We start from the raw sequence: 12520 nt of genomic DNA on the forward strand, positions 1-12520 counted from the left end.
TATGGTTGGAACTGCGACAGCTGAAGCGCTATCCCACAACCGAGTCAACCTCGAGCAGGTACTCGTTGGTGCGGGCGGTGCGATTGCCAATTTGCGCAGTTTAGTCGCGCAAGTCGCGCCTAAAATGGCCAACGTGTTGTTGCAGGGTGAGTCGGGAACGGGCAAAGAGGTGGTAGCCCGGGCGATTCACGATTGCTCTACACGCTCTCGCGCCCCCTTTGTTGCCGTTAACTGTGGTGCCATTCCCGCCGAACTCCTTGAAAGTGAGCTCTTTGGTCACGAAAAAGGCGCATTTACGGGTGCTGTTGCTGCGCGTAAGGGGCGTTTTGAATTAGCCGAGGGCGGTACGCTGTTTCTTGACGAAATCGGTGACATGCCCTTCGACATGCAGGTGAAGCTGCTTCGAGTTTTGCAGGAGCGAACCTTTGAGCGTGTGGGTGGCACAAAAGTGCAAAAAGCCAATGTGCGCATTGTTGCAGCCACTCACCAAAACCTAGAGGGCAAGGTGGAGTCTGGCGATTTCCGCATGGATTTGTACTATCGCCTCAATGTGTTCCCCATCGATGTCCCGCCATTGCGCGAGCGACCCGAGGACATTCCCCTTCTAGCTCAGCGCTTTATTGATCTACAGCAAGAGCAAAACGGTGAGGCAATCAGCCTGTCGCGAGATGCGCTGACGCAATTGTGTCAGTGCGAATGGCAGGGCAATATTCGTGAGCTTGGCAATCTCATTGAGCGCCTTACGATTCTTTACCCGGGTGAAGAGGTCGATACTCAGAAACTTCCTGGGCGTTACGCCGCCAGTCAGGCCGACTGGGTTCAGACACCGCGACACGACCCCGAGGCCGTGGCTAAGTTTATTGATGATTTGTTTAAGGGCATGGATGAATCAGCCCAGGAGAAGGTGGCGGTATTGCCCGCTCCGGTCGATAACAATGCCGAAGATCTCTCGGGATTGTTTGCCACAGCAGATCAGCTGCCGCCGGTCACACCGCACGTGGTCGATTTCACCATTGGCGATATCGATCTAAAACAGCACTTGGCTGAAATTGAGAAAGACCTCATTTTCGCAGCCCTAGAGCACTCTGACTGGGTAAATGCACAGGCTGCTAAGCGCCTCAACCTACAGCGAACTACGCTGGTTGAAAAAATGCGCAAGTACGATATTAGCCGCACCTGAGGCCCTGCGGCAGTTTTTAATGCTACTGGCGTCCTCGCCTCAGCAATAAAAGGTCTAATCTTTTAAGCATCGAACATCGAACATCGAACATCGAACATCGAACATCGAACATCGAACATCGAACATCGAACCTCGAACCTCGAACCTCGAACCTCGAACCTCGAACCTTCGATCGAACACAGAAAACCGAAAACCTCGAATGGCGATATCTGAATCCCAGTCCAGGAGATTCTGGGCTCAAGGCCTTGTCGCCGCGCAAAAAACACGCTCCAGCGCTCAATAAGACTGCGGAACACTCCTTTGCCAAAGCCACGGAACCGCTGCTTGGTATCAGCCTCTTGGTATCAATAGTGGCGCCACACTGCCGCTTGCTCGGTGATGTTTACCCCGAGGGTCACCGGCGTCAACAATCTGACATGATCGAAAGAAAGATCATAAGTCATTGTTTAAGAACAATTTTGTAGCCTCGGCATAACCATTGCTTTTATCAGGGAAACGGCAAGACCGCGGCAATAGTTTGCCGCCGCCCTGCCACTGAAGCGGCACCCTGTGAACAACATAGGCAACGAAATTAATGGAAGTCATGGAATTCAAAGATCACGCAACTCTTGGGCAGCCCGAGCTGATCAGTCTGGAACAGGCGACATTAGCTAGGGCCGGCGAAGCTCTTGAGGCAACTCACGCCGCCATGGCCCAGCAGATAGCGCGATTGACCGCCGAATTAGAAGCCGCTCGACTAGCGCGGCGGGAAGAACATGCCGAGCGCGGTCGCTTACTTACCCGCTTGGCCTCATTGCTAGACGCATTGCCCGGCGGGGTTGTTATTGTCGACAGTGCAGGACGAATTACCGAGTCCAACCCCCAGGCTGAGCGCCTGTTGGGTGAGCCTTTAGAGGGTGAGGAGTGGTCAGCGGTAGAAGCCCGGGGCTTTTACCCCGACGACACCACTTTGGAAATACACGGACGCCGCCTATCCGTTGAAGCCACGCACTTAGGAGACAATGGCGAAACCGTTGTCTTACTCAGCGACATAACTCGCCATCACACCGTGCAAGATGAAGCGTCGCGTAAACAGCGCTTGGTGGCCCTGGGTGAAATGGCTGCCCGCCTGGCGCATCAAATTCGAACACCATTGTCATCGACGCTGCTTTACTTAACGCTTATGGAATCTGATTTGCCCAAGGCACAACGTCAGAACATTTGTAGCGATGTGCGTAGCCATCTTCAGCACATGGAAGCACTAATCACTTCAATGCTCGGCTTCGTCAAAGGCCACGGTAAGGTTACGGGCCCTGTGGGCCTTGAGGCTGCATTGGCAGATGCTGTGCAAAGTTGCACCGCCGATATTGAGAACCAACAAGCGCTAGTGACCATCAAGTCCTGTGGACCTGCACCGCACTTGGAAGGCTGCCACGATGACTTGGTGGCGGCATTTAGTAACTTGATTACCAATGCCCTCGACGCCTCTGCAACCCAACCCAATATCACGATAAGCAGCCGTATTCGAAACAACCGTCTCGCAGTGATTCAAATTGCTGACCGCGGTTGCGGCATACCTGCAAAAGCCATAGATCGCATTTTCGACCCCTTTTTTACCACCCGAGCCGCAGGAAATGGCCTGGGCCTTGCCGTAGTCGCGGGCACCATTACCCAACACGGCGGCACGATTCGGGCGGCCAATCGTCCCGGTGGCGGTGCTGAATTCACGATTTTGCTGCCGATTACATTGGCACCCGAAACCCCTGCGGAGGTTGTATGAACGCTCCTCAAGTTCTTATTGTTGAAGACGACGCGATATTACGCGGCGCTTTGTGCCAAACCATGGAGTACGGCGGTTACCAGGTTCTGAACGCGCGGAACGGCAAAGATGCGCTAGCCGTGATGGATCGAGAGACAGTTGATTTGGTGATTAGCGATGTACAGATGGATGAAATGGATGGCACCGAGCTTCTACAAGTTGTCCGCCGCCGTGAGCCGACTTTGCCCTTTGTCATGATGACAGCCCATGGCTCGGTTCAACACGCAGTGCAGTCTATGCGTGACGGTGCTACCGATTACCTCCAAAAACCTTTCGAAGCTAACGTATTGCTCGAATTGGTTTCTCGAATGGAAACTCAGTTGCCCAGTCAACAAACCAGCATGGTTGCCGAGGCTGCAAATACCCAACACGTTTTAGACTTGGCCTTACGGGTCGCGGCTACCGATGCGACAGTGCTTATTAGTGGCGAATCGGGAACCGGCAAAGAAGTCTTGGCCAGGGCCATCCATGAGGGCTCCGAGCGTCGCGAGGGGCCGTTTGTCGCACTGAACTGTGCGGCCATGCCCGAGAGCATGCTTGAGTCAATTTTGTTCGGCTATGAGAAAGGTGCCTTCACCGGTGCCCACCAAAGCCGGCCCGGAAAATTTGAACAAGCAAATGGCGGAACTTTACTGCTCGACGAAATTACTGAAATGCCTATCGAGTTGCAGGCTAAGTTACTTCGGGTGCTGCAAGAGCGTGAGGTAGAGCGCTTGGGTGGTTCGAGCTTGATCGATCTTGATGTGCGGGTGCTTGCCACCACCAACCGTAAGCTCACCGAAGAGGTGGCAGAGGGCCGGTTTCGAGAGGACCTTTTTTATCGCCTCAGTGTATTCCCCATTGAACTGCCTCCACTTCGCGACCGAGGTGACGACATTGCGCCTCTAGCGCAGCTTTTTCTTGGCAACCACGGTGGTGATCGCTTGTTAAGTTTTACCGATGAAGCCCTTCAAAAGCTTTTGGCCTACTCATGGCCCGGTAACATTCGTGAGCTGGATAACTGCATTCAGCGCGCCATTATATTAACGGGTGGTCAGTGCATCGAACCCTGTGCCGTTGTCTTTGATACCGCCGCAGAATCCATGCCTGAAGCACCAACTCTGCCCCCGGCGCTTGATGGTGATTTAAAGGCTCGCGAGCGCGAGTTAATTTTCTCAGCGCTAGCTGCAGTCAACGGCAGCCGTAAAAAAGCCTGTGAGCGTTTAGGAATAAGTGAGCGCACACTTCGGTACAAGCTGGCGCGCTTTCGTGACGAAGGGCATGCCTTGCCCGGCAGTCTCGCTTAAGCCAACGATAAAAGATTAAGGAATTTAGCCCATGAGTGACATAGCAATTAATCAGGTGCTCGCCCAAATGCGGACCATGGCGAGTCAGGCAACGAGCGAACCGAAGTCGGGCCTAGACAGTGTCGGCGGCTCCGGGTTTTCCTCGCTAATGTCTCAGTCGTTGAACGAGGTCAATGAGTCGATTCAGGTTTCCAAAGGGTTAGCACAACAATTTGAGTCCGGTGATCCAACGGTCTCTCTGGCTGAGGTCATGGTGACCGCGCAAAAAGCCAGCTTACAATTCACGGGCATGACGGAGGTACGCAACAAACTTTTAAACGCGTACCAAGAAGTTATGAATATGCAGGTTTGAGGCACTGAATCATGGCAGATAATCCTATTCTTAATCGTGTAAGTGGCTTTGCCGCTCAGCCCGTTACCCGACAAATGGCGTTGCTCATTGGCATGGCAGCCAGTGTCGCGCTGGGTGTGGGTGTTATTCAGTGGGCTATGAAGCCCGATTTCCAACCGCTCTACGGTGCTATGTCTCCCGCCGATAACGCGACCGCGGTGAGCCTACTTCAAGCTAACGGCATTCCCTACACCATGGCAGGGGGCTCGGGCTTACTGAGTGTGCCTAGCGATAAAATTCCCCAAGCTCGAATGGCGCTTGCCAGTGAGGGCTTTCCACGCGGGGGCGGTGTGGGTTTTGAATCGCTCTATCAAGAGCAAGAAATGGGTCTGTCTAGTTTTATGGAACAAGCCCGTTACAACCGCGCGGTTGAAGCCGAACTGGCGCGTACGATTTCAGCGATGGACAGCGTCAAAGGCGCCCGGGTACACGTGGCTGCCAGCAAGCAGTCGGCATTTATTCGTCGGGGACAGGAACCATCGGCTTCGGTCATGGTGAGCTTATATCCGGGTCGTGGCCTCAGTGAACGCCAGCTAGCCGGCATTGTGCATTTAGTAGCGTCAAGCATTCCTGAGCTACAGGCATCGAAGGTGTCGGTTGTCGACCAGGCGGGCAAGTTGTTGTCCAGCCAAGACGGTGAGGACAACGATTTTGGTTACACCTCGGAACAGTTCAGAATTGCCCAGCAACTCGAGGATTCATTGAATGATCGTATCGAAAGCATTTTGGAGCCTATTTTGGGCGTTGGGGCGGCTCGCGCTCAGGTGACCGCAGACCTCGACTTTACTCGGGTTGAAAGCACCAGCGAGCAGTATTCACCTGAAACAATCATGCGCAGTGAGCAGACCACAGAAGATCTCACGCTGAAGTCAATCGCAGCTGAAGGTGCTCCGGGGCAGCTAACCGATCAGCCCCCCGGTGCGGCAGATCCGGCTGATGCCGAAAATACTGTGGCACAAGCGCCAAGCCCCACCCGGGAGAGCCGAAAAGCGACGCGCAATTTTGAAATGGATAAGACCATTAGCCACGTTCGAGAAGTGCCCGGAAAACTCCGCAGGCTTTCGATTGCAGTGGTGGTTGATTACGTCACCGATGAAGACGGTAACCGAACTGCTCTTGAGCAAGGCCGGCTGGATGAAATTACGGCGCTGGTGCGAGAAGCGGTGGGTTTTGATGATGCTCGGGGTGATACCGTTAGCGTGATCAACTCACCCTTTGTGGTACCCGAGGCCCTTGAGGAAATACCCGAGCCAGGTTTGCTCGAGCAAGATTGGATCTGGCAGGCAGGAAAAGGGGCTTTGGCGCTAGTCGCGCTTCTCATGTTGATCCTTACGGTGATCCGCCCATTAATTCGTTACTCCACCAGCTACACACCGCCGCCTCCGCCCCCTTCAGATGGGTTGCCACAGTTGGCGAGCCCCATGGGGACAGACGGCGGTATAAATGATGACACGGTGGCCCTGAGTGGTCCGGCACAGGCGGCGCTTCCGGGCACCACCACACCGGCATATCACCAGAGCATTGCTATGGCACGCAACGTGGTGAACGAACAACCCGCCCGCGCCGCTTACGTAGTAAAGAATTGGATGGCAACTGATGGCTAATCTCGAAGATATGAGTGGCGCAGAACGCGCCGCAATTTTTTTACTGGGGGTGGGGGAAGATACCGCTACCCAAGTCATGAAGCATTTGAGCGCCAAAGAAGTGCAGCAAGTTGGCGAGGCCATGGCTACAATCTCAGGTCTGACGAATAAAGATGTCAGTGGCGTTTTGGCTAAGTTCTGTACCGAAGCGTCCGAGATTAATCCTCTGGCTGTGACGGCCCCTGAATTTACCAAGCGCGTTATGACTACGGCGTTGGGGGAAGGGCGCGCTAAAACTATTCTTTCCAAAGTTCTCGATAAACCTGAGGAGCACTCGGGCGTTGATGCCTTGCATTGGATGGCCGCAGAGGCAATTGCCGCTGTGCTCATTGAGGAGCACCCACAAATCGCAGCGACCGTACTCACGCAACTGGAAGACGACCATGCTGCAGAGGTGTTGGCATTATTCCCCGAAGATTTTCAAAAGGACTTAATTCTTCGTATCGCTCGTATGCAAGAGCTCGACCCCCGGGCCATGGAAGAGTTAGATCGCGTGATGTCGAGTCAACTGGGCAAATTACAGAAGACCCCTCCCCGTAAGGTTAAGGGCGTTAATAACGCGGCTGCAATTCTTAATGCCACGTCCTCTTCTTTGGAAAAGACTCTCCTAGAGTCGCTACAAAGCACCGATCAGGAATTAGGCGACGACGTTAAAGAAAAAATGTTCGTCTTCGATAACCTTATGTCACTTGACGATCGCGGCTTTCAGCGACTCATTCGAGAAATCGCCACCGAAGATTTGGTGGTGGCTTTGAAGGGTGTCGATGCCAGCCTGCAAGAACGATTCTTTGACAACATGTCAGAGCGTGCTGCAGAGATTTTGAAGGACGACATGGATGCTAAAGGTCCGGTGAAAGTGTCTGAAGTTGAAACCGCCCAGAAGCAGATTCTCATCAATGCCCAAACTCTAGCCGATGAGGGCGAGATTATGTTGGGTCGAGCGAGTGGCGATTATGTCTGAGTTAGCCGGCGCTGCCACTTGGCAGCCCCCAGCACTGCGAGTTGTTACGCCAGCCGATGTCGAGGCGCAGCAAGCGCAGCTTCTTGCTGAAGCCCAGGAGCGTGGCTATCAGGAGGGTTTGCAGCGAGGTCAGGAAGCGGGTCGAGCTCAGGCTGAAACGGTATTGGCTCAAATGACCGCCCTGTGGGACGCCATGCAACAGCCCTTTGCCGATATGGAAGAAAATATTCACAGCCACCTCATGGGGTTGTCTGTAGCCATGAGTGAGGCGGTAATTCGCCGAGAGTTGAGCACCGACCGAGACGCGATTGCGCGGGTTTTAACTGAGGCTTTATCAACGCTGGGATTTGTTCAAACCTCGATCGAGGTCAGTGTTAATCCGGCCGATCACGACGTGGTGGCCGGCTTATTAAGCGGCGAAAATATTGACAGTCGAATTACGCCAGATCCCAATATTCAGCGAGGCGGGTGCCTGCTTCGCGCAGATCGCGCATTGGTTGATATGCGGGTCGAAACTATGATTCGAGAAACGTTAACCACCATCGCAGGAGCAACCCGCCGGGTCGATGACAGCGGGCGTGAAACTGCTCCTTCATTGTCAGTCACTGATATCGAATCGATCGCCGATCGGTTTGGTGGGTCAGCTTCTGAAGGGGTTATCTCTGAGGCTTCCGGTGACGAGGATGTCTGATGTCACACAAGTCCGGCAAGCGCAGTTTGGTCGTTTCGCGCAGCGGCTCGAAGGTCTGTCAGAAAAGTTGCAGGCGCCCAACCCTGTTGAAACCGGTCAGCTGGTGCATTTATCAGGCATGCGGTTAGAGGTTGTAGGCCTGCGCTCCCCTATTGGTTCACGTTGTCTCATACAGGGCAAAATCCCCATTGAGGCAGAGGTCATTGGCTTCCATGGTGACCGGTTGGTCATGATGTGCGAGGGCAGTGCTGAAGGTTTACGTCCCGGTGCCCGTGTTGAGCCCCTTGAAGGTAGCGATCGAATTCCTGTGGGGCCTGGCTTACTGGGTCGTGTGATTGATGGTGCCGGTCGTCCTCTGGACGGGTTTTCACCACCATCGAGCGATATAACCGTGCCGATGCAGGGCGAGCCCCTCAACCCCATGGATCGCGGTGCTCTACAAAAACCCCTCGATGTCGGTATACGCGCTATTAACAGCTTGCTAACCGTCGCCCGGGGCCAACGTATAGGTTTGTTCGCTGGGAGTGGTGTTGGTAAAAGTACGCTGTTGGGCATGATGACTCGCTTTACTGAGGCCGATGTTGTCGTTGTTGGCCTCGTCGGTGAGCGCGGCCGGGAGGTACGTGAGTTTGTCGAGGACAGTTTGGGCCCCGAGGGTCTGAAGAAGGCGGTGGTCGTGGCGACTCCCGCCGATACGTCACCCTTAATGCGCGTTGCAGGTTGTTGGCGTGCCACAGCCATCGCCGAATATTATCGTGCTCAGGGTCTAAATGTTTTGTTGCTCGTCGACTCTTTAACGCGATTTGCGCAAGCGCAGCGCGAAATTGGTTTGGCCGCAGGTGAGCCACCCGTCTCGCGAGGCTATACGCCTTCGGTCTTTTCACTCATGCCGAACCTCATAGAACGTGCAGGTAATTTGGGCAGTGGCTCGATTACAGCGGTTTATACGGTACTTACTGAGGGCGATGACTTACAGGATCCCATCGCCGATTCAGCGAGAGCTATTCTAGATGGCCACGTTGTTTTATCGCGAAAAATGGCCGACAGCGGCTTATTCCCCGCTATCGATATAGAAGCGTCGATCAGTCGGGCGATGCTGCAAATTACTGACGATACTCAGCAGGCTCACGCTAGGCAGGTACGGGATGTTTACGCGACTTACCAGGCTAATCGTGACCTCATTGCCATGGGGGCTTATCGAGCCGGTACAGATCCGCAAATTGACCTCGCGATTCGTCATCACAATGCTGTTCACCAACTGATCGAGCAACCCTTAGATCAGCCCGCCAATTTTGACAGCAGCCTTACCGAACTTGCGCAGGTCTCTGAAGCGATGCAGCAAGACACCGGACCCGCAACGCAGATGCCTTTCCAGCAAAAACCCGTGCAAACGATGCCGGCACCCATGGCACCGGCGACACGCTAGCCCGTAAGTTATGCAAATAAAACAGTTGGCATTAGTTATTCGTTTGGCTGAGGAGCAACGTGACGCTGCGGCAGGGCAGCTGGCCTCGGGTAAAGCTCAGTGGCAGGGGGCCCAAGATCAGCTTGAGCAACTGCAACAATATCAGGGCCAGTATGTTGTTCAGGCAAAACAGGAGGCTCAGCGCGGTATTTCGGTGCAGGCGCTCTTTGAGGGGCGACGTTTTATCGCCGAACTTGACGACCTCATCATGAAACAACAGCAAAACGTAGAGCAGCAGGAGTCTGTTTTACAGTCGTTAACCGAGCAATGGATGGACGCTGCTCGCTATGTGCAGGCCCTAGAGCAATTGAAGGGGTTACGTGTGGCCGAGCAGCAACGCGCACAGGATCGACGTGAGCAGCAGCTCGTCGATGATCAGTACGCCATTCGAAATTCGTCTCCAGATTATGCATAGGTCTTAACTTGGCATGGCCCTTGCTAATTTCTGGAATAAGAGAAGTCAATAAACCGCGGTTGCGCCAAGTAGGGCTGAGTGATACTGCGAGTAAAGGATCGGTTTTTTTAAACGTTGGTCCCCATCTCGGCTTTAGGTTCGACGCGTGGTTGGAGAGTGAAAGGCATGAAAACAGTAGGTTTAGACGGGATTTTAAGCGCTCTAAAGGGTGATTCGGGCCCCATAACGTCAGACAAAGCGGCCGCTGGAGAAGGTGATGCCTTCAACGCAGCGTTCGATGCTGCGGCACGCAGTGCCAGTGAAACCGCGCCTAGAAATGGCAGCGCGAGTGCGTCGCAGGTTGCCGAAAACTCTTCCCAAGCCGGCAACCCCTTGCCCGATAACGGCAAACAACTGCCGAGCTCTGCTGACGACAACTCAGCTGAAGAGGTTATTTCTGGAGGTTTGGCTGCAGATTCCTTGTCAACCAGCGAGCTTGCGCCCTCGCCCTTCCTGAAGGCCGCCCTCGATAAAGCGGTTGGGGGCAATGCCATGGAAACATCGATGAGCAGTTCAACTTTGTTGTCTGCGACTTCCCACCGGGCAGCGGCTGAGATGCCAAGGTTGCCAGGCCAAAGTGCTGACACTGCGGTCAGGGCAGGGCTAACATCAAATATTCTGCCTGCTGCCTCTACCTCAATAACCGCTTTGGATGCTGATTCGACTCTTGCGAGTGGACCCAATACCTCCGCTGATACTTTGCTTCAAACCGAGGCGTCAAAGGTTGCCCCACGGCTCAGTGGTCAAGGCTTTGTGGACCCTAGTAAGGGAGCGGTAGCGTCTTCTGGGTTCATCGAAGGACCTGAATCCCATGATGGTGAGGTGGCCAATGCCTCTGGCACGCTGAAAAATCAAAATTCACTTACGACGCCACGATCAGCACCTCTGGCCACGGGCACCGCGGCTGCAACAGGGCTGTCTGCTACATCACCGCCTCCCGCCGATATAGCTGGCACCCAAAAATCTAAGGTGACTTCAACAGCAATGGGAGCAGCACAAGACACTAACGCCGATCAGCGTACCGCGCGCGCTACCGATACACAGGTCGCTAATGGGCCGTCAAACCGACCCGTTGGCGGTGCTGTAAGCATGGCTCAAGGCACAAATTTAGCTACCGAGCTAGGCACCACGGAAGTTTCAGGAAAGGGTAGCTCTGAAATTACCCGCGCATTACAGGGCGAGTCGTTTGGCGCTGCACTGAATTCCAGTTTGGTCCGTGCCAAGGGTTTTCGCGAGGGTAGTCCGGTTAATGATCAGCCCAGGACACGGACAGCCGATACCCCCTCAGTTGCAGGCCTTAATCCAACCCCGCGTTTAGCAGAAGCATCGACAATGAGTGCTGCCACCCAGGTGGCTGCAATGAAGGCAACCCCAGATTCGGCTGAGTTCCCACAGGAAGTCGTTGCCAGAGTTCGCATGATTCAGGGGCAGGGACAAACCGAGGCTCGACTTAATTTGCATCCCGCCGAGCTAGGGCGCTTACAAATTGCCATCACATCTGAAGGAGACGCGACGCGGGTTGCCTTCGTTGTAGATAACGCCCAGGCGAAAGAAGCCCTAGAGCAGGCTATGCCGCGCTTGCGCGAATTTCTGCAGCAGGCGGGCTTACAGTTGACCGAGGGCTCAGTGTCGCAACAAGGTCAGCAGGACAGTGCGGGGTTTGCCCAAACCGAAACACGCTCAGGTGATGGTCTCAGTGCTAACGCCCAAGACGCCGAAGAGAACGGGGTTATTAACGGCAAACCCGATCGGGGCTCTGACCCCAACCGTATGCTCGATGCTTACGCATAACCGTTGGGTAATTAAGCTGTTATGGCGAATGTTGCGAGCACACTGATTTAAAAATAGGTAAAACGCCAAGACTAATGGCGGTTCATCTTTTCCTCTTTCCACGCCTCCCATTTTGCGGCTAGGCTAGTCGATAGCGGCTTTTTTTGCCCGTCAAAACACTGACGCCAGTCAAAAAATATTCCGTAAACTATTGTTTATTATAAATATTTTCTGCGTGGTACGCAGGTTGCTTATCTGTTGGTAACAATAGATCACAGTCCTGCCTCCGGTAGATACTGACAAAGGAATGGAAGCAATGGCGGAAGATGAAGCCACCAAAAAGAAAAAATCTGAAGACGGAGAGTCCTCGGAAGGTAGCAGTGGCGGCAAGCGCAAGCTTATTTTGCTTGTTGTGGGTGCCATTCTCCTTTTAGGTATTGGAATTGGTGCCGGATTTTTTGTCGGCAACATGACGGCTGACGATCCAGATTCAGCTGAAAGCGCTGAGGTCGATGAAGAAGGCGACGAAGATAGCGACCGCAAGAAAAAAGACGACCGGCACAATATCTACATTACGGTAGGAAAACTGCTCGCGGCTGTCGAGCACAACGGGTCTACCCGATACATTCAGGCTGAAGTCGATCTAGTCGGTTACGAAAAAAGCGTGATGGATGACGCGCAGCACAACGTTCCTGCCCTACGAAATCGTCTGTTACTGCTTTTTTCATCTCAGGATTTTGACCAAGTCCGCACAATTGCTGGGCGTGAACGCCTGCGCGTTGAATCTCTCAAAGCCGTGAACGATGTTCTTGAACTGGGTCCCAAGGGTGATCGAGTTGAAGACGTGTATTTCACGGCTTTTGTTATCCAATAGGTGCTGC

General features: G+C 53.8%; 11 protein-coding genes. All 11 read left to right on the top strand.

What is annotated here, in order from left to right; all coding sequences use genetic code 11:
* Position 1: 1 nt before the first annotated feature.
* Positions 2–1180: a sigma-54 interaction domain-containing protein gene (locus ACMAZB_RS00415; protein WP_435218622.1), complete on the top strand. Its 1179-nt coding sequence runs from the start codon at positions 2–4 to the stop codon at positions 1178–1180.
* Between the two features lie 574 nt (positions 1181–1754).
* Complete coding sequence (locus tag ACMAZB_RS00420) at positions 1755–2939, top strand: sensor histidine kinase (protein WP_435218624.1); 1185 nt, start codon at positions 1755–1757, stop codon at positions 2937–2939.
* A complete protein-coding gene (locus ACMAZB_RS00425) occupies positions 2936–4264 on the top strand; it encodes a sigma-54-dependent transcriptional regulator (RefSeq protein ID WP_435218626.1) in 1329 nt (442 codons plus the stop codon). The genes ACMAZB_RS00420 and ACMAZB_RS00425 overlap by 4 nt, the downstream gene beginning before the upstream one ends.
* Before the next feature lie 31 nt (positions 4265–4295).
* Positions 4296–4616, top strand: coding sequence for a flagellar hook-basal body complex protein FliE (fliE, locus tag ACMAZB_RS00430; RefSeq protein ID WP_435213480.1), 321 nt, complete (start codon positions 4296–4298; stop codon positions 4614–4616).
* Between the two features lie 11 nt (positions 4617–4627).
* Positions 4628–6259, top strand: a complete 1632-nt coding sequence (gene fliF / locus ACMAZB_RS00435) for a flagellar basal-body MS-ring/collar protein FliF (RefSeq protein ID WP_435218628.1) — start codon at positions 4628–4630, stop codon at positions 6257–6259.
* A complete protein-coding gene (gene fliG, locus ACMAZB_RS00440) occupies positions 6252–7259 on the top strand; it encodes a flagellar motor switch protein FliG (protein WP_435218629.1) in 1008 nt (335 codons plus the stop codon). Before fliF ends, fliG begins: the two co-directional genes overlap by 8 nt.
* On the top strand, positions 7252–7950 hold the full coding sequence (locus ACMAZB_RS00445; RefSeq protein ID WP_435218631.1) for a FliH/SctL family protein: 699 nt from the start codon (positions 7252–7254) through the stop codon (positions 7948–7950). Before fliG ends, ACMAZB_RS00445 begins: the two co-directional genes overlap by 8 nt.
* Positions 7943–9376 carry a FliI/YscN family ATPase gene (locus ACMAZB_RS00450; protein WP_435218633.1) on the top strand — a complete coding sequence of 478 codons (1434 nt, stop codon included), beginning with the start codon at positions 7943–7945 and terminating at the stop codon, positions 9374–9376. Before ACMAZB_RS00445 ends, ACMAZB_RS00450 begins: the two co-directional genes overlap by 8 nt.
* A gap of 10 nt (positions 9377–9386) precedes the next feature.
* On the top strand, positions 9387–9830 hold the full coding sequence (fliJ, locus tag ACMAZB_RS00455) for a flagellar export protein FliJ (protein ID WP_435218635.1): 444 nt from the start codon (positions 9387–9389) through the stop codon (positions 9828–9830).
* Between the two features lie 165 nt (positions 9831–9995).
* On the top strand, positions 9996–11660 hold the full coding sequence (locus ACMAZB_RS00460) for a flagellar hook-length control protein FliK (RefSeq protein ID WP_435218637.1): 1665 nt from the start codon (positions 9996–9998) through the stop codon (positions 11658–11660).
* A 295-nt stretch (positions 11661–11955) separates the two neighbouring features.
* On the top strand, positions 11956–12513 hold the full coding sequence (locus ACMAZB_RS00465) for a flagellar basal body-associated FliL family protein (RefSeq protein ID WP_435218639.1): 558 nt from the start codon (positions 11956–11958) through the stop codon (positions 12511–12513).
* Positions 12514–12520: the final 7 nt, after the last annotated feature.

This window comes from Luminiphilus sp. nBUS_07 (genome assembly GCF_051201685.1).
Lineage (GTDB): Bacteria > Pseudomonadota > Gammaproteobacteria > Pseudomonadales > Halieaceae > Luminiphilus.